Origin of the sequence: Streptomyces sp. NPDC005281 (assembly GCF_040607495.1) — a bacterium.
Classification (GTDB): domain Bacteria; phylum Actinomycetota; class Actinomycetes; order Streptomycetales; family Streptomycetaceae; genus Streptomyces.
In genome coordinates this window covers 1-25,129 of record NZ_JBEXGX010000041.1, presented here as the reverse complement: position 1 = coordinate 25,129, position 25,129 = coordinate 1, and the positions used below count along the sequence as shown (strand labels likewise).

Annotated in this window: 21 protein-coding genes; 11 read left to right on the top strand and 10 right to left on the bottom strand. The window is 70.9% G+C overall.

From position 1 onward, the window contains the following. Window positions 1-482: 482 nt before the first annotated feature. From ABZV42_RS36860 to ABZV42_RS36850, 3 genes are all read left to right on the top strand, one after another. Window positions 483-1,118 (top strand): DUF6230 family protein, encoded by a 636-nt coding sequence (locus ABZV42_RS36860; RefSeq protein ID WP_355981660.1) that lies wholly within the window; start codon window positions 483-485, stop codon window positions 1,116-1,118. 124 nt (window positions 1,119-1,242) lie between these two features. After that, complete coding sequence (locus ABZV42_RS36855) at window positions 1,243-1,818, top strand: DUF6114 domain-containing protein (protein WP_355981663.1); 576 nt, start codon at window positions 1,243-1,245, stop codon at window positions 1,816-1,818. Then, complete coding sequence (locus ABZV42_RS36850) at window positions 1,808-3,106, top strand: hypothetical protein (protein WP_355981666.1); 1,299 nt, start codon at window positions 1,808-1,810, stop codon at window positions 3,104-3,106. Before ABZV42_RS36855 ends, ABZV42_RS36850 begins: the two co-directional genes overlap by 11 nt. Window positions 3,107-3,196: 90 nt before the next feature. On the opposite strand, the gene pyk is transcribed toward ABZV42_RS36850, so the two are convergent. The 3 genes from pyk to pta form a co-directional block, all read right to left on the bottom strand. Further along, window positions 3,197-4,627 carry a pyruvate kinase gene (gene pyk, locus ABZV42_RS36845; RefSeq protein WP_356055845.1) on the bottom strand — a complete coding sequence of 477 codons (1,431 nt, stop codon included), beginning with the start codon at window positions 4,625-4,627 and terminating at the stop codon, window positions 3,197-3,199. Window positions 4,628-4,723: 96 nt separating this feature from the next. Continuing rightward, window positions 4,724-5,965, bottom strand: coding sequence for an acetate kinase (locus ABZV42_RS36840; protein ID WP_355981748.1), 1,242 nt, complete (start codon window positions 5,963-5,965; stop codon window positions 4,724-4,726). A gap of 26 nt (window positions 5,966-5,991) precedes the next feature. After that, window positions 5,992-8,082 (bottom strand): phosphate acetyltransferase, encoded by a 2,091-nt coding sequence (gene pta / locus ABZV42_RS36835; protein ID WP_355981672.1) that lies wholly within the window; start codon window positions 8,080-8,082, stop codon window positions 5,992-5,994. A 250-nt stretch (window positions 8,083-8,332) separates the two neighbouring features. On the opposite strand from pta, the gene ABZV42_RS36830 reads away from it, so the two are divergent. After that, window positions 8,333-9,358: an ATP-dependent 6-phosphofructokinase gene (locus tag ABZV42_RS36830; RefSeq protein ID WP_355981675.1), complete on the top strand. Its 1,026-nt coding sequence runs from the start codon at window positions 8,333-8,335 to the stop codon at window positions 9,356-9,358. A 155-nt stretch (window positions 9,359-9,513) separates the two neighbouring features. Here the strand turns inward: ABZV42_RS36830 and ABZV42_RS36825 are convergent, their stop codons facing one another. The 3 genes from ABZV42_RS36825 to ABZV42_RS36815 all read right to left on the bottom strand — a co-directional run bounded on the left by ABZV42_RS36825 (window position 9,514) and on the right by ABZV42_RS36815 (window position 12,873). After that, the gene (locus ABZV42_RS36825; RefSeq protein ID WP_356055867.1) at window positions 9,514-10,227 is read right to left on the bottom strand and encodes a helix-turn-helix transcriptional regulator; all 714 of its coding nucleotides are present in this window, start codon (window positions 10,225-10,227) and stop codon (window positions 9,514-9,516) included. A 151-nt stretch (window positions 10,228-10,378) separates the two neighbouring features. Continuing rightward, window positions 10,379-11,056: a response regulator gene (locus ABZV42_RS36820; RefSeq protein WP_355981677.1), complete on the bottom strand. Its 678-nt coding sequence runs from the start codon at window positions 11,054-11,056 to the stop codon at window positions 10,379-10,381. After that, window positions 11,053-12,873: an ATP-binding protein gene (locus ABZV42_RS36815; RefSeq protein WP_356055843.1), complete on the bottom strand. Its 1,821-nt coding sequence runs from the start codon at window positions 12,871-12,873 to the stop codon at window positions 11,053-11,055. Before ABZV42_RS36815 ends, ABZV42_RS36820 begins: the two co-directional genes overlap by 4 nt. A gap of 300 nt (window positions 12,874-13,173) precedes the next feature. Between ABZV42_RS36815 and ABZV42_RS36810 the strand changes: the two genes are divergently transcribed. Continuing rightward, on the top strand, window positions 13,174-14,592 hold the full coding sequence (locus ABZV42_RS36810; RefSeq protein WP_355981682.1) for a cation:dicarboxylase symporter family transporter: 1,419 nt from the start codon (window positions 13,174-13,176) through the stop codon (window positions 14,590-14,592). Window positions 14,593-14,697: 105 nt separating this feature from the next. On the opposite strand, the gene ABZV42_RS36805 is transcribed toward ABZV42_RS36810, so the two are convergent. Next, window positions 14,698-15,306, bottom strand: coding sequence for a TetR/AcrR family transcriptional regulator (locus ABZV42_RS36805; protein ID WP_355981685.1), 609 nt, complete (start codon window positions 15,304-15,306; stop codon window positions 14,698-14,700). 189 nt (window positions 15,307-15,495) lie between these two features. Between ABZV42_RS36805 and ABZV42_RS36800 the strand changes: the two genes are divergently transcribed. Together ABZV42_RS36800 and ABZV42_RS36795 are read left to right on the top strand one after the other, a co-directional pair. Then, window positions 15,496-17,406, top strand: coding sequence for an MFS transporter (locus ABZV42_RS36800; protein ID WP_356055841.1), 1,911 nt, complete (start codon window positions 15,496-15,498; stop codon window positions 17,404-17,406). Window positions 17,407-17,473: 67 nt separating this feature from the next. Next, on the top strand, window positions 17,474-18,238 hold the full coding sequence (locus tag ABZV42_RS36795; protein ID WP_355981690.1) for a DUF2127 domain-containing protein: 765 nt from the start codon (window positions 17,474-17,476) through the stop codon (window positions 18,236-18,238). Between the two features lie 34 nt (window positions 18,239-18,272). Here ABZV42_RS36795 and ABZV42_RS36790 read toward each other — a convergent pair whose 3' ends face one another. Together ABZV42_RS36790 and ABZV42_RS36785 are read right to left on the bottom strand one after the other, a co-directional pair. After that, window positions 18,273-19,172, bottom strand: a complete 900-nt coding sequence (locus tag ABZV42_RS36790; protein ID WP_356055839.1) for an aldo/keto reductase — start codon at window positions 19,170-19,172, stop codon at window positions 18,273-18,275. Between the two features lies 1 nt (window position 19,173). Beyond that, complete coding sequence (locus tag ABZV42_RS36785) at window positions 19,174-20,076, bottom strand: NAD-dependent epimerase/dehydratase family protein (protein WP_356055838.1); 903 nt, start codon at window positions 20,074-20,076, stop codon at window positions 19,174-19,176. Between the two features lie 147 nt (window positions 20,077-20,223). Here ABZV42_RS36785 and ABZV42_RS36780 point away from each other — a divergent pair, with 147 nt between their 5' ends. The 4 genes from ABZV42_RS36780 (at window position 20,224) to ABZV42_RS36765 (ending at window position 24,014) form a co-directional block, all read left to right on the top strand. Further along, window positions 20,224-20,745 (top strand): Lrp/AsnC family transcriptional regulator, encoded by a 522-nt coding sequence (locus tag ABZV42_RS36780; protein WP_356055835.1) that lies wholly within the window; start codon window positions 20,224-20,226, stop codon window positions 20,743-20,745. 66 nt (window positions 20,746-20,811) lie between these two features. Beyond that, on the top strand, window positions 20,812-21,240 hold the full coding sequence (locus tag ABZV42_RS36775) for a MerR family transcriptional regulator (RefSeq protein ID WP_355981702.1): 429 nt from the start codon (window positions 20,812-20,814) through the stop codon (window positions 21,238-21,240). Continuing rightward, the gene (locus tag ABZV42_RS36770) at window positions 21,237-21,569 is read left to right on the top strand and encodes a thioredoxin domain-containing protein (protein ID WP_355981705.1); all 333 of its coding nucleotides are present in this window, start codon (window positions 21,237-21,239) and stop codon (window positions 21,567-21,569) included. Before ABZV42_RS36775 ends, ABZV42_RS36770 begins: the two co-directional genes overlap by 4 nt. A gap of 192 nt (window positions 21,570-21,761) precedes the next feature. Continuing rightward, window positions 21,762-24,014, top strand: a complete 2,253-nt coding sequence (locus tag ABZV42_RS36765; RefSeq protein WP_356055865.1) for an ATP-dependent DNA helicase — start codon at window positions 21,762-21,764, stop codon at window positions 24,012-24,014. Window positions 24,015-24,077: 63 nt separating this feature from the next. Here the strand turns inward: ABZV42_RS36765 and glgB are convergent. Beyond that, window positions 24,078-25,129, bottom strand: a 1,052-nt coding sequence (glgB, locus tag ABZV42_RS36760; protein WP_356055833.1) for a 1,4-alpha-glucan branching enzyme, incomplete at its 5' end; no start/stop codon positions are given.

Here is a 25,129-nt window from a genome sequence, read left to right as displayed (position 1 = left end):
CCGTCCGGGATTTGACCATTCTGTCACCCATGGCGGTGCCACCCTGCGTCGCCACCCGTTGCCGACGGGTCGTCCTTCGGTTATCCCGCCGTTACTAGCGAGTAACGAACCCCCTTGTGCACGCGGCGAGAATGCACCACGATCGGCGACGCTCGGTCCATTCCCGCACCCCGACAGCCAATCGGGTCGGCGGACTTTCTGGGTCCCCACCGAGTAGGGCCGGCGGCCAGTGCGGCCGGTTCTTGGGCAGGGGGGTCTTTGCCGTCCGGCAGAGCCTGTCCAGCAGGTTGTGCGTGATGTGTGTCAGGCGCGACCAGTGGTTGTCGCTCGGGGGTGATCGCCGGTGATCCGGGTGCACCAGCACCAGCGGGTACAGGCGCTCTCCTTCCCGAGGACGTAGCACTTCTCCCATCCCTGCCCGGCTGAGCCGCCGCAACGTGGCAGTCAGGGCCAGGAGATGTACGTCCGAGAAGGAGGAAAATATGATGTCCCAGGTGCGTGGCGGGACCAGATGGAAGCGGTTCGCCGTCGTCATGGTGCCCAGCGTGGCAGCCACGGCAGCGATAGGTGTCGCCCTCGCGCAGGGTGCCCTCGCCGCGTCGTTCAGCGTTTCCGGCCAGTCGTTCAAGGTGTCTGCGGACAAGCTTGAGGGTCAGGGCTTCTCGCAGTACGGAGCCCTCGACCAGGGCACCGGCCTCGACGGCAAGGCGGCGCTGCACCCCGTCGCGGTGTCCGCGTTCAAGAGCGCTGACATCACGAGCATGTGTCAGTCCGTCGTCACCCCGAACATCCCGCTGCTCGGCTCCGTCAGCCTCGTGCTGAAGGCCGGCGGCAGCGGTACGCCGGTGCACGCGGACAACCTGTACATCGACGTCGAGGACCTCGGCGCCGATGCGACGTTCAAGAACATCGACATCGGTGTTGCCGCCAAGGACGCCACCAAGGGTCCGGGCATGAAGGGCGGCGGCGAGCAGGCCAACCCCTACGGGTTCGCCCAGCAGGCCGAGTCGGCCACGCTGACCGACGTCAAGCAGACGGCGTGGGCGACCACCGCCGGCACGTTCAAGCTCAGCGGTCTGAAGATGTCGGTGTCCGCGGGCACCCACGAGTGCTACTGAGTGCACCTCAGGGGTGGGCGAGGAGGCTCAGGCCCCTTCGCCCGCCCCGCCCCGCTCCGCCCGTCGTACGCGGAGCACCCAACGCGTACTTCTCACAGCAATGCCGTTCCAGGGAGCTGTTTCCATGAGCGCCGAGACTCCTGCCGCGCCCGCCCAGAACGATGAGCACTACCTTCAGGTGTTCCGGCGGAACTTCCGTAACTGGAGGGGCGACCGCCCGTTCTGGGCCGGTCTGTACATCGTGTTCGGTGGCTTCCCCATCGCGTACTTCCCGTACGCGCACCTGCAGCTCGGCCACCTGACGCTGGCGATGTCCACCACCGCCGGAGCCGGTTCCCTGATCATCGGCGTACTCCTCGTCGTGCTCGGGATCAGCCTCTGGTTCCAGAAGCACGTACGGACGTTCGCGGGTGTAGCCGCGATCCTCCTCGCCCTGGTGTCCATTCCGGTGGCCAACCTGGGCGGCTTCCTGATCGGCTTCCTGTTCGCCCTTCTCGGAGGCGCCATGGCGGTCTCCTGGGTTCCCGGCGAGCCCGATGAGGGCTACGCAGCGTCGGGTTCCCTCGGCAAGCAGGACACGCCGGAGGGTTCGGTGGCCGAGCACATCGGTACCGAGGCCGTGGACGGTGCGGACGACCCGAACGATCTGTCAGGAACGAGCCCGACCAACGGGGCGAACGGGAGGCACAGTGCCGGCTGACGAGGTGACCCACGGGACTGATGTGGAGGAGTCCCGTGTGAGAACCGGGCCGCGTCACGCGGCCCCGAGGAAGCCGCTGCTCACCAGGTTCCAGATGCCCGCCGGCAAGGTCATAGCCATCGCGGCGATGCCGACGGCGGTGCTCATGGGAATGGGCTTCACCCCGACGCTCGCCCAGGCCGACGACCACTCCACCTCCAAGAGCCTCACGGCCGAGGAGTACCAGGCGTGCGTCGAGGCCGTCACCGGCAAGGACGCGTCGGACACGGCGTCGCCCTCCGCCTCGGCGAGCGCGAGCGCTTCCTCCGACCAGGCCACGCCGACGCCCTCCGCGTCGTCGGACTCCACGGCCAAGGACACGACCTCTTCGTCGGATTCAGGTTCCGACGACAAGGCCGGGCCCACCGCGTCGCCGTCGGCCTCCGCGAGCACGCAGGAGAAGGCGGCGGACAGCAGCGCGTCCACGCCGACCCCCTCCGCGTCCGAGAGCAGCAAGAACCCGCTCGACCCGCTGGGCGTCGGCGACGTCATCAAGGACATCCTCACGCCCGACGAGACGGCGAGCTCCACCCCGGAGCCCTCCGCCTCGGCGACCGCGAGCGCGAGCACCGGCTCGGACACCACGGACGGCAAGAGCGCCTCGGACACCGTCAAGGACACGACCGACAAGGTCACCAAGACGGTCGAGGACACCACCGGGAAGGTCACCGACACCGCGTCGAAGGCCGCCTCGGACGCCACCGGAGCGGCCAAGGACACGGCCGCCGCAGTCACCGAGTCGCCCAGCCCCTCCGCGAGCGCCAGTACGCCCGCGAACTGCCCGGTCGCCACCGACGACCAGGGCGGCGTGGACAACGCGGTCGCCCTGCCGACCGACCCCTGGTACCTCAACGCCAGTTCGCTGCTCCTCAAGGGCGCCGACTACCAGGGCATAGTCAAGGTGAGGACGGCCGACGGCACCATAAAGAAGGTGCTGAAGTACGTCATATCCGACGGCACCGACATCGGGGACCTGCACCAGACGGTGGAGGACAAGCAGTCGGGCAAGACGTACCACGTGCAGGCCGCGGCGGGTTCGACGTCCACCATCCGCAACGGCAAGACGATCATGTACACGGAGAGCATATCCGGGAATCTGCTCGGCCTCATACCGATCACGTTCGACCCGGACAACCCTCCGCCGCTGAACATCCCGCTGATCTACTTCACCAAGGTGAAGGTCGTTCAGGCCGGTCAGTTCGGCGGAACCCTGACCGTCCCCGGACTCCACCAGTACACGACCGGCTGAGTCGTCCAGAGCCCGTCCGGGAGCCGTACAGACGCTGAGGGCGCCCCCTGTTCACAGGGGGCGCCCTCAGCGTCTGTACGGCGGTGGGTGTCAGGCGTGGTAGACCTCGCCCAGGTGGTGCACCCGGACCATGTTGGTGGTGCCGGGGACGCCGGGGGGCGAACCGGCGGTCATCACGACGACGTCGCCCTCGTTGAACCGCTTGAGCTTCTGAAGCTCGCGGTCGACCAGTTCGACCATCTCGTCGGTGCTGTTCACGAACGGCACGACGTGCGACTCGACGCCCCAGCTCAGCGTCAGCTGGTTGCGGGTGCCCTCGTCCGTGGTGAAGGCCAGGATCGGCTGGGCGGCGCGGTAGCGCGAGAGCCGGCGGGCGGTGTCACCGGACTTGGTGAAGGCCACCAGACCCTTGCCGCCGAGGAAGTCGGCGATCTCGCAGGCGGCACGGGCGACCGAACCGCCCTGCGTACGCGGCTTCTTGCCCGGCACGAGCGGCTGAAGGCCCTTGGAGAGGAGCTCCTCCTCGGCCGCGACGACGATCTTCGACATCGTCTTCACGGTCTCGATCGGGTACGCGCCCACGCTGGACTCGGCCGACAGCATGACCGCGTCCGCGCCGTCCAGGATCGCGTTGGCCACGTCGGAGGCCTCGGCGCGCGTCGGACGGGAGTTGGTGATCATCGACTCCATCATCTGGGTCGCGACGATCACCGGCTTGGCGTTGCGGCGGCACAGCTCCACGAGGCGCTTCTGCACCATCGGGACCTTCTCCAGCGGGTACTCGACGGCCAGGTCGCCACGGGCCACCATGACGGCGTCGAACGCCGCGACGACGCCCTCCATGTTGTCGACCGCCTGCGGCTTCTCCACCTTGGCGATGACCGGGACGCGGCGGCCCTCCTCGTCCATCACCTTGTGGACGTCGTTCACGTCGTTGGCGTCGCGCACGAAGGACAGGGCGACCATGTCGCAGCCCATCCGCAGGGCGAAGCGCAGGTCATCGACGTCCTTCTCCGACAGCGCGGGCACGTTGACGGCCGCGCCGGGCAGGTTGATGCCCTTGTGGTCGGAGATCACGCCGCCCTCGATGACGACCGTCTTGACCCGGGGGCCGTCGATCTCGACGACCCGCAGCTCGACGTTGCCGTCGTTGATGAGGATCTGGTCGCCCTTGGAGACGTCACCGGGCAGACCCTTGTAGGTCGTGCCGCAGATGTGCTTGTCGCCCGGCACGTCCTCGGCCGTGATGACGAACTCGTCGCCACGCTCCAGCTTGACGGGGCCTTCGGCGAAGGTCTCCAGGCGGATCTTGGGGCCCTGAAGGTCGGCGAGGACACCGATGGCGATGCCGGTCTCGGCCGAGGCGGCCCGGACACGGTCGTACCGGCCCTGGTGCTCGGAGTGAGAGCCGTGGCTGAAGTTGAACCGGGCCACATTCATGCCGGCCTGGATCAGCGCGACCAGCTTCTCGTGGGAGTCGACCGCGGGGCCGAGAGTACAGACGATTTTCGAACGGCGCATGGAGCGATCCTATCGGTTTGTTTCGCATCGGAATATTCCGTCTGGCGGAAGATACAAATGGGCGGGCGGGTGCTCAGGCGTGGCTCTCCGCCCCGCTCAGCCGTCGCCCTTTCCGACCAGCGCGTACGTCTGCGTGGCGATCTCCAGTTCCTCGTCCGTCGGCACGACCGCGACCGCGACGCGCGCGTACGGCGGTGAGATGAGCCGGGGCTCACCGCCGCGCACGGCGTTCAGTTCGCCGTCGACCGCGAGCCCCAGTTCCTCCAGGCCCCTGATCGCGGCCTCGCGCACCGGGGCGGCGTTCTCGCCCACTCCGGCGGTGAACGCGACGGCATCCACCCGGCCCAGGACCGCGTAGTAGGCGCCGATGTATTTCTTCAGCCGGTGGATGTAGATGTCGAAGGCGAGCCGGGCCTGTTCGTCCCCCTCGTCGACACGGCGGCGGATCTCCCGCATGTCGTTGTCGCCGCACAGGCCGATCAGACCGCTCTTCTTGTTGAGAAGAGTGTCGATCTCGTCCGTGGACATGTTGCCAACGCGCTCCAAATGGAAGATGACGGCCGGGTCCACGTCGCCGGACCGCGTTCCCATCACCAGCCCCTCCAGCGGAGTGAGCCCCATCGAGGTGTCCACGCACCGCCCGCCCCTGACCGCGGACGCCGACGCCCCGTTGCCCAGGTGCAGCACGATGACGTTGACCTCCTCGGGCGTCTTGCCGAGGAGTTCGGCGGTCGTCCGGGACACGTAGGCGTGCGAGGTGCCGTGGAAGCCGTACCGGCGGATGCGGTGCTCGTCGGCCGTCGCCACGTCGATCGCGTAGCGCGCGGCCGCCTCCGGCATCGTCGTGTGGAACGCGGTGTCGAAGATCGCGACCTGGGGGAGGTCGGGGCGCAGCGCCATCGCGGTGCGGATGCCGGTGAGGTTCGCCGGGTTGTGCAGGGGAGCGACCGGGATCAGCCGCTCGATCTCCGCGAGGACCTCCGCGTCGATGACCGTCGGCTCGGTGAACATCCGCCCGCCGTGCACCACGCGGTGGCCGATCGCGGCCAGTTCGGGGGAGTCGAGGCCTAGCCCGTCCACCGCCAGTTCCTCGGCCATCGCCTTCAGCGCGGCCTCGTGGTCGGCGAACGTGTCGGCCCGCTCGCGGGTCTCGCCCGTCGCCCGCGTGGTGTGCCGCAGCAGCGAGGTGCCCTCGCCGATGCGCTCCACGAGGCCCACGGCCAGCCGGGTGCCGTCACGCATGTCGAGCAACTGGTACTTCACCGACGACGAGCCGGAGTTGAGGACGAGGACCCGCGCCGCCGGCGGGGAGGCGGGCTCTGCGGGTTCCTCGGGCACGGCGGCCGAGGGGGACGGACGGTCGCTCACTGAACGGCAGCCTTCTGCTCGGGGGTCTGGGACTGGATCGCCGTGATGGCGACCGTGTTGACGATGTCCTGGACGAGCGCGCCGCGGGACAGGTCGTTGACGGGCTTGCGCAGACCCTGGAGCACCGGGCCGACGGCGATCGCGCCGGCCGAACGCTGCACGGCCTTGTAGGTGTTGTTGCCGGTGTTGAGGTCGGGGAAGATCAGCACGGACGCCTGACCGGCGACCTTCGACTCCGGCAGCTTCGTCGCCGCGACCGACGGCTCGACGGCGGCGTCGTACTGGATCGGCCCCTCGACCCTCAGGTCGCCGCGGCGCGAGCGCACCAGCTCGGTCGCCTCGCGCACCTTGTCGACGTCGGCGCCCGAACCCGAGGTGCCCGTGGAGTACGACAGCATCGCGATCCGCGGCTCGACGCCGAACTGCTCCGCGGTGGCGGCCGAGGAGATGGCGATGTCGCACAGCTGCTCGGCGTTCGGGTCGGGGTTCACCGCGCAGTCGCCGTAGACCAGGACCTTGTCGGCCAGGCACATGAAGAAGACGGACGAGACGATCCTCGACTCCGGCGTGGTCTTGATGATCTCGAACGCGGGCCGGATCGTCGCGGCCGTCGAGTGCACGGCCCCCGACACCATGCCGTCGGCGAGGCCCTCCTGCACCATCAGCGTGCCGAAGTAGTTGACGTCCGCGACGACGTCGTAGGCCAGCTCGACCGTGACCCCCTTGTGGGCGCGCAGTTCGGCGTACTTCTCGGCGAAGGAGTCCCGCAGCGGCGACGTCTGAGGGTCGATGAGCTGGGTGGCGCTGATGTCGATGCCGAGGTCGGCGGCCTTCTTGCGGATCTGGTCGACCGGGCCGAGGAGGGTCAGGTCGCAGACACCCCGGCGCAGCAGCACCTCGGCGGCGTGCAGGACGCGCTCCTCGGTGCCCTCGGGCAGCACGACACGGCGCCGGTCGGAGCGGGCCTGCTCCAGCAGCTGGTGCTCGAACATCATCGGGGTGAGCCGGTCGCTGCTGGGCGCGGAGACCCGCTTCAGCAGGTCGGCGGTGTCCACATGACGTTCGAACAGGCCGAGCGCGGTCTCCGCCTTGCGGGGCGTGGCCGCGTTCAGCTTGCCCTCGAGGGCGAAGAGCGCCTCCGCGGTGGGGAAGGAGTTCCCGGCCACCGAGACGACCGGGGTGCCGGGCGCGAGGCGGCCGGCGAGCGTGAGGATCTCGCTGCTGGGCTTCTCGTCCAGGGTGAGCAGGATGCCGGCTATCGGCGGGGTGCCGGCGCTGTGCGCCGCGAGCGAGCCGATCACCAGGTCGGCCCGGTCCCCGGGGGTGACCACGAGACATCCCGGGGTCAGCGCCGCAAGGAAGTTCGGGAGCATCGCGCCGCCGAAGACGAAGCCGAGCGCGTCACGGGCGAGTCCCGCGTCGTCGCCGAGGAGCACCTGGCCGTCGAGCGCGTGGGTGATCTGCGCGACCGTGGGCGCGGACAGCGCGGGCTCGTCCGGCAGGACGTAACAGGGCACCGGCAGCCGGGAGTCGAGCCGCTCCGCGATCTCCGCCCGGTCCTCGGGGGCCACCCGGTTCACCACCATGGCGAGGACGTCGCAGCCCAGCCCGTCGTACGCGCGATAGGCGTTGCGGGTCTCGGCGCGCACCGACTCGGCGCTCTGGCCCCGGCCGCCGACGACCGGGAGCACGGACGCGGCGAACTCGTTCGCCAGACGGGCGTTGAGTGCCAGCTCGTCGGGGACCTGGGTGCCGGCGAAGTCGGTGCCGAGGACGAGGACGACGTCGTAGTCGCGGGCCACCAGGTGGAACCGGTCGACGAGCGTGGACACCAGCTCGTCGGTGCCCTGCTCCGCCTGGAGCGCGGACGCCTCGTGATAGTCCATGCCGTACACCGTCGCCGGGTCCTGCGCGAGCCGGTAGCGGGCCCGCAGCAGCTCGAAGAGCCGGTCGGGACCGTCGTGAACGAGGGGACGGAACACCCCCACCCGGTCGACCTGGCGGGTCAGGAGCTCCATGACCCCCAGTTCGACGACCTGCCGGCCGTCGCCCCGGTCGATCCCGGTCACGTACACGCTGCGCGTCACGCGTGCTCTCCATCCGTTTCGTCGCCAGGCTGATTTCTGGGCTCGGAAAAAGGGCCCACCAACGTGAGCAGAACCCTCTTGACAATACCTCCGGCGCTGGCTAAGACGCCCGCCAGGGCAAGTGTGCCGGTCAGGGGGAGAGGCGACCGGGTGGCGCGGCGGGGGCCGGGCGGAATCGGCGGTGCACCCCGGGCCGTGAAACAATCGAAGCGGCTCACACGGACCAGCAGGGAGCGGGAGACACAGCACGATGCGCATCGGAGTTCTCACGGCAGGCGGCGACTGCCCTGGCCTGAACGCAGTGATCCGGTCGGTCGTGCACCGAGCGGTCACCAACTTCGGCGACGAGGTCATCGGCTTCGAGGACGGCTACGCCGGGCTTCTCGACGGCCACTACCGCAGCCTCGACCTCAACGCGGTCAGCGGCATCCTCGCCCGCGGCGGCACCGTCCTCGGCTCCTCCCGGCTCCAGCGCGACCGGCTCCGCGAGGCCTGCGACAACGCCCAGGACATGGCCCGCGAGTTCGGGATCGACGTGCTCATCCCGATCGGCGGCGAGGGCACGCTCACGGCGGCCCGGATGCTGTCGGACGCGGGCCTGCCGGTGGTCGGCGTCCCGAAGACCATCGACAACGACATCTCCGCGACGGACCGCACCTTCGGCTTCGACACCGCCGTCGGCGTCGCGACGGAGGCCATGGACCGGCTGAAGACGACGGCCGAGTCCCACCAGCGCGTGATGGTCGTCGAGGTCATGGGCCGGCACGCGGGCTGGATCGCCCTGGAGTCCGGCATGGCGGCCGGCGCCCACGGCATCTGCCTGCCCGAGCGGCCCTTCGACCCGTCCGACCTGGTCGCGATGGTCGAGGAGCGCTTCTCGCGCGGCAAGCGGTTCGCCGTCATCTGTGTCGCCGAGGGCGCCCACCCCGCCGAGGGCACCATGGACTACGGCCACGGCGAGATCGACCAGTTCGGCCACGAGCGTTTCCTCGGCATCGGCACGGCCCTGGCGTACGAGCTCGAGCGCCGCCTCGGCAAGGAGGCCAAGCCGGTCATCCTCGGCCATGTCCAGCGCGGCGGCACGCCGACCGCGTACGACCGTGTCCTCGCCACCCGCTTCGGCTGGCACGCCGTCGAGGCCGCGCACCGGGGCGACTTCGGCAAGATGACCGCGCTGCGCGGTACGGACATCGAGATGGTGCCGCTCGCGGACGCGACCACCGAACTGAAGACGGTTCCGAAAGACCGCATGGACGAGGCGGAGTCGGTCTTCTAGTCCTCCCGGAGACCGGAGACCGGAGACCGGAGACCGGAGACCGGAGACGGGGGACGGGACGGGAGACAAAAGGCGGTCCGACGCCGGACGGGCGTCGGACCGGGACCGGCCGCGGTGCGCGCCCGGGGCCGTCGTCCTCCGTCAGAACCGGGACCTCAGTACGTACTTCCGCGGACAGCCGTCCAGAAATGATCGACGACCCGGTCGAGGAACTCCCGGCCGGACTCGCCGGAGCCGGTGGCGGCCGGACCGCCGCCCCAGTTCAGCGTGGCCGTCATCCGGCCCTGGTAATGGGTGTGCAGTTCCTCCAGCACGACCTCCAGGAGACCGCGCTCCAGCGGAACCACCTTCGCGACCGGGCGCACATAGGCCTGCCAGCGCGTCGTCACCGCACTGCGGAGCAGGTCGCCGAGCCGGCCGTCGCGGCCCGTCACGGTGATGAGGTCGGGCAGCGAGAGGTCGAGCACCTCGGCGAGCGCGGCCGACTGCCGTTCGCTGCCACGCCAGTTGCCGGACTCCTCCATCCGCTCGTAGGCGGGGAGGCCGATCCCGAGGGCGGCTGCCACGTCCTCCGGCGCGAGATCGCGGGCGACCCGGTGTTCGCGCAACGTCCTCGGCGCGCCTATGAGTTCACCTGCCGAGCACCACAGAACACCTGCGAGAGCGGTGAGTTCGGGGCTGCTCGGCACCGTGATGCCGTGTTCCCAGGCGATGACCAGATCGGGTGTGGCGTACGGCAGTCCGTACGAGGCTCTCAGGCCGTACGCGACATGCTCGGGCCCCATTCCGAGCGCTGCCCGCAGTCTTCGGGCTGCCAGGGCGTTGAAGGGCGGGGTGGGCTGTTGGGCTTGCGGTCGGTGCACGCGCACAAAGTATGGGCCGGGGACAGCGATGACTACGGTCTGTTCGGCCACAATCACGGATTGTAGGAACGTACGGTTTCGGTCGCGGTCCGAAATTCGCTCTGCCGTACGACAGCTCCGTCCGCCGGTGCCTGTCCGGCGGCCCCGTCCGGTCCGGTCAGCTCTTCACCCAGCGGTACTGGAGTTCCGGCCGCCCGACCGTCCCGTACTGCGGGGCGCGGGCCGCGCGGCCCGCCTCCACCAGGTGTTCCAGATAGCGCCGGGCCGTGATCCGGGAGATGCCGACGGCCTCCGCGGCCCCGGCCGCCGTCAGTCCGCCGGGGTGGTCCCTGAGGGTGACGGTCACCCGTTCCAGGGTCGGCGCGCTCAGGCCCTTGGGCAGCGCGGCCGGTCCTGGAGCCCGCAGGGTGGCCAGCGCGCGGTCCACCTCGTCCTGACCGCTCGCCTCGCCGGCCGCCGCGCGGAACTCGGCGTACCGGATCAGCCGGTCGCGCAGGGTGGCGAAGGTGAACGGCTTGAGGACGTACTGCACGACCCCGAGCGACACCCCCTCCCGCACGACCGCCAGGTCCCGGGCGGAGGTCACCGCTATCACGTCGGCGTGATAGCCGGCGGCGCGCAGCGAGCGCGCGAGCTGGAGGCCGTGCGTGTCCGGCAGGTGCAGGTCGAGCAGGAGCAGATCCACGGGCGTGCGGTCCAGCGCGCGGCGCGCCTGCGCGCCGGTGTGGACCTTGCCCACCGCCGTGAAGCCGGGCACCCGGTCGACGTACATGACGTGCGCGTCGGCGGCCACGGGATCGTCCTCGACGACGAGCACACGGATCGGGCTGGTCATGCGCCACCTCCAGGCAGAACGGACTCGGCGGACGGCTGAGCGGACCGCGCACCAGGGACGGCGGCGGGACCTGGGGCCGGGCCGGCGCGCGAGGCCGGGGCCGGGGTGGGCCCGGTGTCCGAGGTGGAGGCCGGGGCCGGGGTCGGCCCGGTAGCGAGGGCCCGGGCCGGGGCGGATTCGGGGTCCGGGGTGCCGTTCCCGGCCGGAACCTGACCGGCGGCCGGTGACGGGAGGGGGAGGCGTACTTCGAACTCGGCTCCGCCGTCGGCCCCTTCGTACACCTCAAGTGTGCCCGCGTGCCGGATCACCGTCTGCCGGGCGAGGGCCAGTCCGAGACCGCGGCCGCCGGGGCCGGCCGGCTTCGTGGACCAGCCGCGCCGGAAGACCTGCTCGGCGTGGGCCGGGTCCACCCCGGAACCGGTGTCGGCGACCCGCAGCACCAGGGCCGACTCCTCGGTGAACGCCGTGACCGTGACCCGGGCGCCCACCGTGCCCTGCGCCGCGTCCATCGCGTTGTCGATCAGATTGCCGAGCACGGTGACCAGGTCGCGCGGGGTGAGCGAGGCCGGGAGCAGTCCGTCGTCGATGCCGCTGTCCTCGGAGACCACGAGCTCCACCCCGCGCTCGTTCGCCTGCGCGGCCTTGCCCAGCAGCAGCGCGGCGAGGACCGGTTCGCTGACCGCGGAGACCACCTCGTCGGTCAGGGCCTGCGCCAGCTCCAGTTCGGCGGTGGCGAAGGCGACGGCTTCCTCGGCGCGGCCCAGTTCGATGAGGGAGACCATCGTGTGCAGACGGTTCGCCGCCTCGTGCGCCTGCGAGCGCAGCGCCTGGGTGAAGCCGCGCTCCGAGTCCAGCTCGCCGGTCAGCGCCTGGAGTTCGGTCACGTCGCGCAGCGTGACCACCGTGCCACGGCGCTCGCCGCCGGACACCGGGGAGGTGTTCACGACCAGCACCCGCTCGTCCGTCAGATGGACCTCGTCCATGCGGGGCCGCGCCGACAGCAGCGCGCCCGTCAGCGGCGCGGGCAGCCCGAGTTGGGCCACCGAACGGCCGATCACGCCGTCGGTGACACCGAGGAGTTCCCGCCCGCCGTCGTTCATCAGCGCCACCCGGAACTGTCCGTCCAGCATCAGCAGCCCCTCGCGTACGGCGTGCAGCGCGGCCTGGTGGTAGTCGTGCATCCGGCTCAGCTCGGCCGCGTTCATGCCGTGGGTGGAGCGCCGCAGCCGGGCGTTGATGACGTACGTGCCGATGCCGCCCAGCAGCAGAGCGCCCGCCGCGACCCCGATCAGGGCCGTCACCTGGTCCTGGACGCGTTCGCTGATCGCGTCGACCCTGATGCCCGCGCTGACCAGGCCGATGGTCCGGCCGCCCTCCCGGATCGGGGTGACGGCGCGCACGGAGGCGCCGAGGCTGCCCGTGTACGTCTCCGTGAACGACCTGCCCTCCAGCGCCGGGCGGATGTGCCCGAGGAAGTGCCTGCCTATCAGCTTCTCGTCGGGGTGCGTCCAGCGGATGCCCCGCGGGTCCATGATCGTCACGAAGTCGACGCCGGTGTCCCGCTGGACGCGCAGGGAGTACGGCTGGAGCTCCCCGGTGGGGTCGGCCGTGCCGATGGCCGCGTGGACGGACGGGGCGTCCGCGACGGAGCGCGCCACCGCCATCGCCTGACGGCCGGCGGCCTCCTCGGCCTGGCTGCGGTCGCCGACGTAGGTGAACAGCGCGTACCCGGCGACGAGGACCGCGATGAGCACGGCCTGCATGCCGAAGAGCTGGCCGGCCAGGCTGCGGGGCCGCGGGACACGGGGAAGGCGCATCCGTTCAGTGTGCCTGGCCCGGGGCGGACGCTCACCGGCACGGCGGGGGCCGGACGGCCGCGCGGCCCCGGCGGTACCCGCGCGCCCGGACGTCTGTGTGGCCTCGGCGGGATCCGCGCGCCGAGACGGGACCCGCGCACTCGGACGGGGCGTGTGAACTCAATGAACGGAAGGGTGACCGCCCTCACACGCCGGGAGATAGTCCCCTCATCCCCCCGGGAGCCACGCCTCCCGGAACCCCCCCGGTCGTGAGCCGCACGCCGGGTCCGCCGGTCGTGAGCCGCACGCCGGATGATGCCGATGACGTCGTCAAGGAGGGCAGCCGTGGCCAGCACGCCGCAAACGGCACCTGCCGCACCCGCCGCGAAGCGGGACCGCACGCACTATCTGTACATCGCCGTGATCGGCGCCGTGATCCTCGGGATCGCGGTGGGCCTGATCGCTCCCGACTTCGCCGTCGAGCTCAAGCCCATCGGCACGGGCTTCGTGAACCTGATCAAGATGATGATCTCCCCGATCATCTTCTGCACGATCGTGCTGGGCATCGGCTCGGTCCGCAAGGCCGCCAAGGTCGGCGCCGTCGGCGGGATCGCGCTCGGCTACTTCCTGGTCATGTCGCTGGTCGCGCTCGCCATCGGCCTGGTCGTCGGCAACATCCTGGAGCCGGGCAGCAGCCTGGCGATGACCGACGCGGTCAAGCAGGCCGGCCAGGGCCAGGTGTCGGCGGAGGCGCTGCCGCCGGTCGACTTCGTGCTCTCGATCATCCCGACCACGATGATCTCGGCGTTCACCGAGGGTCAGGTCCTCCAGACCCTGCTCGTGGCGCTCCTGACCGGGTTCGCCCTCCAGGCCCTGGGGCCGGCCGGGCAGCCGGTCCTGCGCGGGGTGGAGCACATCCAGCGGCTCGTCTTCCGGATCCTCGCCATGGTCATGTGGGCGGCCCCGCTCGGTGCCTTCGGCGCCATCGCCGCCGTCACCGGCTCCGCGGGCCTGGACGCGCTCAAGAGCCTCGCCGTACTGATGCTCGGGTTCTACGTCACCTGCTTCCTCTTCGTCTTCATCGTGCTCGGCACGCTGCTGCGCGTGGTGACGGGCCTGAACATCCTCGCGTTCCTGAAGTACCTGGGCCGGGAGTTCCTGCTGATCCTGTCCACCTCGTCCTCCGAGTCCGCGCTGCCGCGGCTCATCGCGAAGATGGAGCACCTGGGCGTCGGCAAGTCGGTGGTCGGCATCACCGTCCCGACCGGCTACTCCTTCAACCTCGACGGCACGATGATCTACATGACCATGGCCTCGCTCTACATCGCCGACGCGATGGGCACGCCGATGGCCGTCGGGGAGCAGATCCCGCTCCTGCTCTTCCTCCTGGTCGCGTCCAAGGGGGCGGCGGGCGTCAGCGGGGCGGGCCTCGCCACACTGGCCGGCGGCCTCCAGTCGCACAAGCCCGCGCTGGTGGACGGCGTCGGCCTCATCGTCGGCATCGACCGTTTCATGAGCGAGGCGCGCGCCCTGACGAACTTCGCCGGCAACGCCGTGGCCACGGTCCTGATCGGGACCTGGACCAAGGAGATCGACAAGGAGCGGGTGTCCCGGGTCCTCGCCGGAGAGCTTCCCTTCGACGAGAAGACCCTGCTGGACGACGCCGACGCCGACGCCGCTCCCGACGCCCACGCGGACGTGCCGGAGCAGGGCGGAGAGAAGGAGCCGGCCACGGCGTAGGGCCCCGAGAACGCCGGGCGGCCGGGCATCCCCCCACGGGCCCGGCCGCCCGGTGCACGGCTGAGGACGGCCGGGTCCCCGGAGGCTCCTGACTCCTCCCGGGGCTCAGCCGCCCAGCTTCGCCACGAGTTCGGTGGCGCGTGAGGCGGGTACGCCCGCCGCGGTGAGCATGGTGACCGCGGCGGAGCTGCCCGCCTCCTCCGCTGCCAGCAGGCCGTCGTTCACCGCCTCCATCAGGGCGAACAGGGTCTGCTCGTGCACGTACGCCAGCGCGTACGGAGGCAGCGGCGAGGCGAACACGCCCTGTTCCAGGCCGTGCCGGAGGATCTCCGCGCAGGCCTCGCGGACCGGCGTCAGCCTTTCGCGGATGCCCTGCATGGTGACGCTGCGCTGGGCGAGGGCGACCAGCAGCCGGTAACGGTCGGCGATCTCCCAGACGGCCAGGGTCGAGCGGGCCAGCGACTCCGCCGGGTCCGCGACTCCTTCACGGCCCGCCGCGTGCGCCGCCGCTACGGCCGCGACGGCCTCGTCGGTCAGGGTGCCGACCAGTGCCTCGCGGCTGGGGAAATGCCCGTAGACCGTGCGCCGTACGACCCCCGCCGCCCGCGCGATCTGGTCCATGGACGCGTCGGGGTCGCGCAGCAGTTCGGCGAGGGCGACATCCAGGATGCGGCGGCGGTTCACATCGGCGCGGCTCGGGTTACCCGTGGTCATGGCTGCCATTCTGCCCGCCCGCCACCGAGCGGCGGCCTGTCCTGTGAGCACGGGCCTTCGACCCTCCTTCATTTGCACAGTGCTGTGCAATCTCGTATCTTGCACAGTGTTGTGCAGTTGCACTCTGCTGTGCAAGTCATGGCGCGGACGATCTCCGTGCCCGTCGATGAAGGAAGGGCGACCGTAGCCATGCGTCTCGTCATGAACGAACCGGTCGAGAGGATGGACCGGCCCTACGCCAGGCGGTGGTGGGCGTTGCTGGTCCTCTGCCTGAGCCTGCTGATCATCGTGATGGCCAACACCGCCCTCACGGTCGCGGCACCCGACATGACCCGGGACCTGGGTCTGTCCAGCGCCGACCTGCAATGGGTCATCGACGGCTACACCGTCCCGTACGCGGCCCTGATGCTGCTGCTCGGCGCGATCGGCGACAAGTACAGCCGCCGTGGCGCGCTCGTCCTCGGGCTCGTCGTCTTCGGCGGCGGCGCGGTCGCCGGCTCGCTCGTCGGCAGTTCGACCGGGGTCATCGCGGCCCGTGCCGTCATGGGTGTCGGCGCCGCGCTGATCATGCCCGCCACGCTCTCCCTGCTCGCCGCGACCTTCCCGCGCGCCGAGCGGGCCAAGGCGATCGTCCTGTGGACCGCCACCGCCGGACTCGCCATCGCCGCCGGCCCGCTGGTCGCGGGCGCCCTGCTCGAGCACCACGGCTGGTCGTCCACGTTCCTGATCAACGTGCCGATCGCCGCCCTCGCCATCGTGGGCGCGCTCGTCCTCGTACCGCCGTCCAGGGCCGCGCACCACAACCGCATCGACTACGTCGGCGGGCTGCTGTCCGTCGTCTGGATCGGCTCGCTGGTCTACATGATCATCGAGGGCCCGCACTTCGGGTGGGGCGTGAAGGCCGTGACCGCCGCCGTGGTCGCCGGGGCCGGACTGGTCCTGTTCGTGCTGTGGGAGCTGCGCCACCCGCGCCCGGTCGTCGACGTACGACGCTTCGCCCACCGCCGCTTCGCCGGTTCGAACCTCGCCGTCGCCCTCTTCTTCCTGGCCGTCTTCGGCGCCTTCTACTACCTCACCCAGCACCTCCAGTTCGTCCTCGGCTACGACGCCCTGGACACCGGGGTGCGGATGCTGCCGCTCGCCGGCGCGGTCTTCGTGGGCTCGGCGCTCACCGGCTACCTCACCCCGCGCGTCGGCATGAGGATCACCGTCACCGCGGGCATGGTCGGCGGCACGACGGCACTGGCCCTGCTCACCCGGGTGGACGCCTCCTCGGCCTACGGCGACCTCGTCCTGCCCCTCGTCATGCTCGGCCTCGCCATCGGGCTGGCGCTCTCGCCCTGCACGGACGCCATCATGGGCGCCTTCCCCGAGGCCGAACTCGGTGTCGGCGGCGCGGTCAACGACACCTCGCTGGAACTCGGCGGCTCGCTCGGCATCGCCATCCTCGGCTCGGTGCTGTCGAGTTCGTACTCCTCGCACCTCGCCGACGCGACCGCGGGCGGCAAGCTCCCGGCGGGCGCCCTGGCCACGGCCCAGGACTCGGTGGGCGCCGGGTACGCCGTCGCCCAGGGCATCGGCGACAAGGCCCGGCAGCTCGGCGAACAGGCCGCGCAGTCGGCGAACGCCGAACAGGCGGCCCAGCTGAAGGCGCAGGCCGGCCAACTCGGCCACGGCGCCCGGCAGATGGCGGACGCGGTCGGCTCGTCCTTCTCGGACGCGGTGGCACACACCAGCCTCGTCGGAGCGGTGATCCTGGGCGTGGGCACGGTGCTGGTGGCGATCCTGCTGCCGCGCGGGACCGGGCCGGGAGCCGAGACCGAGGCCGTGCCCGCGGCCGACGCCGAGCCCGGAACCGGGTCCGAGACCGCGACCGCGACCGCGACCGAGAGCAAGCCTGCGACCGACGCCGAGTCCGGAACCGGAACCGGGTCCGAGGCCGGTGACCACTCCGGTTCCGGGGGCATTGCCGTGCCCGACGCCGACGCCGACGCCGACGCCGACGCCGACGCCGACGCCGAGAAAGAGGCCAGTCGTGGGGCCGGAGGGCTGAGTGGGGAATCGGCCGGAACCGTGACCCCCCGGGCCGCCGTCTCGTAGAACGTGCACTACCGTGCCGTGCCGGGCAGTCCGGCACGGCACGCTCGTTCTGCGGAGGACACCGAGCATGAAGATCGACTGGGACCGGCGTACCTGTGCGCGCAAGGGGCACGTCACCTACGCGCCGGACGACCCGCGCCTGCGGGTGCGGCTGCACGCCGACACCGCGCTCGGCGAGGTCTGGCGCTGTCTGCGCTGCGGCGACTTCGCGCTCGGCGCCCCGCACGGCAGCGGCCCGGCCGCCGAGGCGCCGCTGGTGCCGCGCGGCAAGGTGCTCCGCGACCTGTTCATCCTGCGCTTCCTGGCGATCGAGCGGGCCGTGCGCGGGGTGTTCATCGTGCTGGTCGCGGCCGCCGTGTGGAAGTTCAGCAACAGCCAGTACGCGGTGCGCCGGCTCTTCGACGAGTACCTCGACGTCCTCAGGCCGGTCTTCCGGCACTTCCACTACGACCTCGACCACTCGCCCGTCGTCGGCACCATCCAGAAGACCTTCGGCTACAAGCACTCCACGCTGACGCTGGTCGCGGTCCTGCTGCTGGTGTACGCGCTGATCGAGATCGTCGAGGCGTTCGGGCTCTGGTACGCCAAGCGCTGGGCGGAGTACCTCACGGTCGTCGCCACCGCCGCGTTCCTCCCGCTGGAGATCTACGAACTCACCGAGCACATCAGCTGGCTGAAGATCGCGACCCTGGTCCTCAACATCCTCGCCGTCCTCTACATCGCCCTGGCCAAAAGGCTGTTCGGCCTGCGCGGCGGGCACAAGGCGTTCGAGGCGGAACGGCAGAGCGCCTCGCTGCTCGAGGTGGAGGAGTCCGCCGGGGTCATGGTCTGAGTCCGGCCCCGGGGATGTCCGTGCGTGGCCCGGCTCACGGGCCGAGGCGGGCCAGGTCGTCCGCGCTCAGGACCAGGTCCGCGGCACCCGCGGAGTCACGCGCGGTCTCCGGGCGGCTGGCGCCCGGGACCGGGATCACGGTGGGGGAACGGTCCGACAGCCAGGCGAGACAGACCTGCTGAGGACTCACGCCGTGCTCCCGGGCCACCGCGTGGAAGGCCCCGAACCGCTCCGGTGAACGGCCGTCGGAGCCGCCGCCGGAGGAGCCGGACGGGCCGTCCAGGGAACTGCGGGAGATGCCGCCGAGCGGGCTCCACGGCATGAAGGCGAGCCCGAGCTCGGCGCACAGGAGCAGTTCGGGGTCGCTGTCGCGTACCGCGGGGGAGTACCGGTTCTGGACGGAGACCAGCCGGTCGCCGAGGATCGCGTGGGCCCGGCGGATCTGGTCGGTGGTGGTGTTGGAGACGCCGGCCAGCCGGATGGTGCCCGCGTCGAGGAGGTCGCGCAGGGCGCCCACCGAGTCCTCGAACGGGACGGCGGGATCGGGCTTGTGCAGCTGGTAGAGGCCGATCGCCTCCAGCCCCAGCCTCTTCAGCGAGGCCTCGGCCGCCGCCTTCAGCCGGCGCGGGGAGCCGTTCACCGTCCAGGTGCCGTCGGCCGGCCTGCCCCGGCCGCCCTTCGTGGCCACCAGGACGTCCGAGGTGTCACCGCCGTAGGCCGCCAGGGCGCGGGCCACGAGCCTTTCGTTGTGGCCGGGTCCGGCGCCGGGCAGGTGATAGGAGTCCGCCGTGTCGAGCAGGGTGACGCCCGCGTCGAGGGCCGCGTGCACGGTCGCCAGGGCCCGCGCCTCGTCAGGCCGTCCCTCGATGGACAGCGGCATCACCCCGAGGCCCATGGCACTCACCCGGAGTCCGCCCAGATTGCGGTAGCGCATGTCAGTCGTCCTTTCCGAGCGTCTCGGCCACCGCGCCCGGCAGCCAGGCCCGCGCGTCACCGAAGGGGAAACCGAGCCGTTCGGCCCGGGAGTTGTCCATGCCGTAGGAGCGGCGGAAGGAGAACGGGGAGACCTCGCCCACCTCGACGGCCTCCAGGACCGTCCGGCCGTCCGGGAGGTGCGCGCCGATCGCCTCGCACAACTCCCGTGTGGTCAGGGCTCCGTGGGAGGCGGCGTTGACCGGTCCGGTGAAGTCCTCGCCCACCGCCCAGAACAGGAAGTCGGCGATCTCCTCGACGTGGATGTACGTCGCCGGGTGGTTCACGGCGGGCACGGCGATCGCCTCGCCGGTACGGATCCGGTCGGCGTAGTGCTCCAGCCGCCCGGTGAAGTCGTCGTCCCCGCCCAGCACATGGGCGACGCGCACGGCCACGTACGGGAAGGCCGGACCGGCGGCGAACACGGCCTCGGCCTGCCGCTTGCCCTCGCCGTAGTGCGCTTCGAGGAACTCCGCTTCGTTCCAGGGGAGTTCGGTGTGCACGGTGACCGTGCGGGGATCCACGGCGTCCTCGCCGACCGGGTCCGCCGTGTCCTCGTACTCGTACACCTCTACGGTGGACGTCATCACGTACCGGCGCGTGCGTCCCGCGAAGACCCGGCGGGCGATCTCCGCCTGGCGCGGGGTGTAGCAGACCTGGTCGACGACGACGTCGAAGACCCGTGAACCCAGCGCCTCCTCCAGGGACTTCTCGTCGTCGCGGTCGGCGATCAGATGAACCGTCCCGGCGGGCGGCGCGGACGAGCCGCGGTTGACGACGGTGACCCGGTCTCCCGCCGCGATCAGCCGGGTGATGAGACGTTTTCCGAAATACCGGTTTCCGCCGATGACGCAGATCTCCCGCATGTGGTTCTCCCCCGTCTCACCGCACGTGTGCCTCATGCACCCATGCGTTGCGTTTCCCGTGCCGGCGATTGTTCGCCGGCCGTTCACGGCGCTTCGGCCTGTGGTCATAATTCTCCCGTCGCAAGGGCGAGTCCCGAAGGGGGAGACATGGGAGATCCGGCTGTCCTGCCGAAAGAAACACGGCATCCGCGCGCCGTCTCCGGCGAAACGCCGGTGGGCTTCGACGCGCTCGACCGGCAGATCCTGGACCTGCTCCAGAGCGAGGGCCGCATCAAGCTCAGCGAGCTGGGCCGCCGTGTCCGGCTGAGCCCGGCGGCGGTCGCGGAGCGGGTGCGCCGGCTGGAGGCCACCGGCGCGATCACCGGATACGGCGCCCAGGTGTCGGCGTCCCGCCTCGGGTACGGCATCCAGGCCTTCATCCGCGTCAATCCGCACGGCGGGTACACGCTCAAGCACCCGCGGACGCTGGAACTGCTGGCCCGCCCCGAGGTCACCGAGGTCCACCACGTCGTCGGCGAGGACTGCTGGATCCTCAAGGTCGCCGTCGAGGACACGATCCATCTGGAGGACGTCCTGGAACAGACCTCGGCGCTCGGCCGGACGACGACCTCGATCGTGCTGTCGTCCCCGGTGGACCGCAAGCCGCTGCTGCCCCGCGTCTCACGCTGACCGGCGCCGGGACGCCCCCGGTCGGACGCTTGCCTTGACGTCGGCGTCAAGGACTACCGTCGTGACATGCGAATCGGCGAGCTGGCCGCACGGGCCGGGACGACCACGCGGACCCTGCGTTACTACGAGTCGCGGGGCCTGCTGCCCGCGCGGCGGGGCGACAACGGGTACCGGACGTACGACGAGCACGACCTGCGGCTGCTCCGGCAGATCCGGACGCTCCAGGACTTCGGGTTCGACCTGGAGGAGACACGGCCCTTCGTGGAGTGTCTGCGGGCCGGGCACCCGGAGGGCGACTCGTGCCCCGCGTCCCTGGACGTCTACCGGCGCAAGCTCGGCGAGCTCGACGCGCTGATCGACGAGCTGCGGTCGGTGCGTGCGCAGGTCGGCGAGCAGCTGACGCGGGCGGAGCGGGCGCGTGACGCGCTGGCGGCCGACGCGGAGGTTCCGGGTGGTCCGGAACCCGTATGCGAACTGGGAGGGCGGACGCGATGATCAGGGCGGCAGGAGTGGCCGAGGTGACGGACGCGGACTTCGGGGCGGAGGTGATCGGCTCGGATCTGCCCGTGCTGGTGGAGTTCACCGCCGACTGGTGCCCGCCGTGCCGGCAGATGGGTCCGGTCCTCAGCGAGCTGGCCTTCGAGGAGGGGGACCGCTTCAAGGTGGTCCAGCTCGACGTCGACACCAATCCGGAGACGACCCTGGCCTATGGAGTGCTCTCGATGCCGACGTTCATGGTCTTCCGCGACGGTGAGCCCGTGAAGTCGATGGTGGGCGCCCGGGCCAAGAGGCGGCTGCTCCAGGAACTGGACGACGTGATCTGATCCCACCCGGGGGAAGGGCCCGGCAGACAAAAAATCCCCTGGGCAATTGCGCCCGGGGGATTTCTCTGCGTATATTCAATGATTCACGACTTCGAGAAATCAGGCCGTGAAGAAGTTCAGTAGGCGCAGTGTATCTGGGTGGGAGTGGAATTGTCAAACAAGGGATCGCACACAGAATTCCCCGACGATGAACTGCGAAGTGAGCAGGAATTCATCGACGGGCTGTACGCGCGTGTCGATGCCCTGCGCGGTGCCACCGAGGCCTCGGTCGGAGACGCGCTCGCCCAGGGCAACACACCCATGCAGGCCCGGCTCGAACGGGACGTCCTGGTCGCCGAACGCTCGGGACTGCTGGCCGCGCTGAACGCCGTGGACGGTTCGCTCTGCTTCGGCCGCATCGACCTGTCACCCGCCGAAGGCGCGCTGGCCGGCGTCTGCCACCACATCGGCCGCATCGGCATCCGCGCCGACGACATCGAGCGCACCCCGATCCTCATCGACTGGCGGGCCCCGGTCGCCCGCCCCTTCTACCTGGCCACCGGCCACACCCCGATGGGCCTGCGCCGCCGCCGGCACATCGGCACCGAGGGCCGGCACGTCACCGACCTGCACGACGAGATCCTCGACCTCGGCGACCGTGAACGCACCGGCCACGAGGACCCGAGCGGCGACGCCGTGCTGCTCGCCGCGCTCAACTCGGCCCGCACCGGCCGGATGAGCGACATCGTGCAGACCATCCAGGCCGAACAGGACCGGATCATCCGCGCGCCGCACCGGGGCATCATGGTCGTCGAGGGCGGCCCCGGCACCGGCAAGACGGCCGTCGCCCTGCACCGCGCCGCGTATCTGCTCTACGAACACCGCGAGCTGCTCGCCAAGCGGGCCGTCCTGATCGTCGGGCCCAATCCCGCCTTCCTCGGCTACATCGGCGAGGTGCTGCCCTCGCTCGGCGAGACCGGGGTGCTGCTCTCGACCGTCGGCGAACTCTTCCCCGGTGTCCACGCGACGGCCGCCGACACGCCCGCGGCGGCCGCCGTGAAGGGCCGTGCCGCGATGGCCGACGTCCTGGTCGAGGTGGTCCGGGACCGTCAGGCCCTCCCCGACCCGGTGATCGCGATCGAGCACGACCGCGACGTCCTGATGCTCGACGCGGGCCTCGTCCGGGTCGCCCGGGAACGCACCCGCGCGGCGGACCTGCCGCACAACATGGCCCGCGAGCACTTCGAGGGCCACATCCTCAACACGCTCACCGACATGCTCGCCGAACGCATCGGCACGGACCCCTTCGACGGCTCCAACCTCCTCGACCCGAGCGACATCACCCAGATCCGCGACGAACTCGCCGGGAACCCCGAAGTCCGGTCGGCCGTCGACCAGTTGTGGCCGCGACTGACCCCGCGGCGCCTGGTCGCCGACTTCCTGGCCGACCCGTACGGCCATCTCCCGGACGAGGACGCGGCGGCGATCCACCGCCCGCTGACCGGTCCCGCCGACTGGACCGCCGCGGACGTGCCGCTCCTCGACGAGGCGGCCGAACTGCTCGGCGAGGACGACCGGGTCGCGCGGGCACTGGCCGACCAGGAACGCCGTACCCAGATCGCCTACGCGCAGGGCGTGCTGGACGTCTCCTACGCCTCGCGGACGTACGAGTTCGACGACAAGGACGAGGAGGACTCCGAGATCCTGTCCGCGCACAACATCATCGACGCCGAGCGGATGGCCGAGCGGCACGAGGAGGACGACCACCGCAGTGCGGCCGAGCGCGCCGCCGCCGACCGGACGTGGGCCTTCGGCCACATCATCGTCGACGAGGCACAGGAACTGTCTCCGATGGCGTGGCGGCTGCTGATGCGCCGCAGCCCCACGCGGTCGATGACGCTCGTCGGCGATCCCGCGCAGACCGCGGAGGCGGCGGGGGTCGGCTCGTGGGAGGAGATTCTCTCCCCGTACGTGGAGGACCGCTGGGAGCACACCAGGCTCGGCGTCAACTACCGCACCCCCTCCGAGATCATGGACGTCGCCGCCGGTGTGGTGCGGGCCGAGCGCCCCGGGTTCGAGCCGCCGCGCTCCGTCCGGTCCACCGGGCTAAGGCCCTGGGCGCGCGAGGCCGGGGACGACCTGCCAGGCGCGGTCGCCAAGGCCGTCGCCGAACTCACCCCGGCCGAGGGCCGGCTCGCGGTGATCGCGCCGCGGTCCCTGCACACCGCGCTCGCCGGCCGGCTGGACGGGGTGACGGCGGGCACGGAGCCCGACCTCACCCACGCGGTGGTGCTGCTCGACCCCCGGCAGGCCAAGGGGCTGGAGTTCGACTCCGTCCTGGTCGTCGAGCCCGCGGCGTACGGGACGAGCGACCTGTACGTGGCACTGACCCGGGCCACCCAGGCGCTGGGCGTGCTGTACACCGGTGAACTGCCCGCGCCGCTGCGGGGCACCGGCCTGGAGTGACGACTGCGAACGGTGCCCGGCGATTGCGCCGCCGGGCACCGGCCGCGGGATCTCGGAGCCGGCTCAGGCGGGCCGCAGCCACACCGTCGCGAGGGGTGGCAGGTTCAGCTGGATGCTGGCCGCCCGCCCGTGCCGGCCGGTGGGTTCCGGTTTGACGGGGTCGGGATTGGTGACGTCGCTTCCGCCGTACCGCAGGTCGTCGGTGTTGAGGACCTCGCGCCAGGCGGGGATGTCCTCGGGGACGCCGAGGCGGTAGTTGTGGCGGACGGCGGGGGAGAAGTGGGAGACGGCCAGCAGCGGGGTGCCGTCGGCCGCGTGGCGCAGGAACGCGAAGACGTTGTCGTCGGCGGAGTCGCCGGTGATCCAGGTGAAACCGGACGGGTCGGTGTCGCGTTCCCACAGGGCCGGTTCGCCGCGGTAGAGGGTGTTCAGGTCGCGCACGAGATCCCGGACCCCGCGGTGGTCGGGTTCGGCGCCGTAGGCGGGGTCGAGGAGCCACCAGTCGGGGCCGTGCGCCTCGGACCATTCGGCACCCTGGGCGAACTCCTGCCCCATGAAGAGGAGTTGCTTGCCGGGGTGGGCCCACATGAAGGCGAGGTAGGCGCGCAGGTCGGCGCGCTGCTGCCACCAGTCGCCGGGCATCTTGGAGACGAGTGAGCGTTTGCCGTGCACGACCTCGTCGTGGGAGATCGGCAGGACGTAGTTCTCGCTGTAGGCGTACACCATCGAGAACGTCATCTCGTCGTGGTGGTACCTGCGGTACACCGGGTCGTGCGACACATAGTCCAGCGAGTCGTGCATCCACCCCATGTTCCACTTCAGCCCGAACCCCAGACCGCCGAAGCCCCCCGGTCCCACGTGATGGGTGGCGCGGGTGACGCCGTCCCAGGCGGTGGACTCCTCGGCGACGGTGACGACGCCGGGATTGCGGCGGTAGACGGTGGCGTTCATCTCCTGGAGGAAGGCGACGGCGTCCAGGTTCTCCCGTCCGCCGTGCTCGTTCGGGGTCCACTGACCGGGTTCGCGGGAGTAGTCGAGGTAGAGCATGGAGGCGACGGCGTCGACGCGCAGGCCGTCGATGTGGAACTCCTCGCACCAGTAGGTGGCGTTGGCGA

Coding starts and splice junctions, on each gene's coding strand:
- ABZV42_RS36770 (WP_355981705.1), top strand. CDS start 21,237: ATGATCAGGGCGGCAGGAGTGGCCGAGGTGACGGACGCGGACTTCGGG.
- ABZV42_RS36805 (WP_355981685.1), bottom strand. CDS start 15,306: ATGACCACGGGTAACCCGAGCCGCGCCGATGTGAACCGCCGCCGCATC.
- ABZV42_RS36795 (WP_355981690.1), top strand. CDS start 17,474: ATGAAGATCGACTGGGACCGGCGTACCTGTGCGCGCAAGGGGCACGTC.
- ABZV42_RS36830 (WP_355981675.1), top strand. CDS start 8,333: ATGCGCATCGGAGTTCTCACGGCAGGCGGCGACTGCCCTGGCCTGAAC.
- ABZV42_RS36810 (WP_355981682.1), top strand. CDS start 13,174: ATGACGTCGTCAAGGAGGGCAGCCGTGGCCAGCACGCCGCAAACGGCA.
- ABZV42_RS36820 (WP_355981677.1), bottom strand. CDS start 11,056: ATGACCAGCCCGATCCGTGTGCTCGTCGTCGAGGACGATCCCGTGGCC.
- ABZV42_RS36800 (WP_356055841.1), top strand. CDS start 15,496: ATGCGTCTCGTCATGAACGAACCGGTCGAGAGGATGGACCGGCCCTAC.
- pyk (WP_356055845.1), bottom strand. CDS start 4,627: ATGCGCCGTTCGAAAATCGTCTGTACTCTCGGCCCCGCGGTCGACTCC.
- ABZV42_RS36775 (WP_355981702.1), top strand. CDS start 20,812: ATGCGAATCGGCGAGCTGGCCGCACGGGCCGGGACGACCACGCGGACC.
- ABZV42_RS36860 (WP_355981660.1), top strand. CDS start 483: ATGATGTCCCAGGTGCGTGGCGGGACCAGATGGAAGCGGTTCGCCGTC.
- ABZV42_RS36785 (WP_356055838.1), bottom strand. CDS start 20,076: ATGCGGGAGATCTGCGTCATCGGCGGAAACCGGTATTTCGGAAAACGT.
- ABZV42_RS36855 (WP_355981663.1), top strand. CDS start 1,243: ATGAGCGCCGAGACTCCTGCCGCGCCCGCCCAGAACGATGAGCACTAC.
- ABZV42_RS36780 (WP_356055835.1), top strand. CDS start 20,224: ATGGGAGATCCGGCTGTCCTGCCGAAAGAAACACGGCATCCGCGCGCC.
- ABZV42_RS36790 (WP_356055839.1), bottom strand. CDS start 19,172: ATGCGCTACCGCAATCTGGGCGGACTCCGGGTGAGTGCCATGGGCCTC.
- ABZV42_RS36815 (WP_356055843.1), bottom strand. CDS start 12,873: ATGCGCCTTCCCCGTGTCCCGCGGCCCCGCAGCCTGGCCGGCCAGCTC.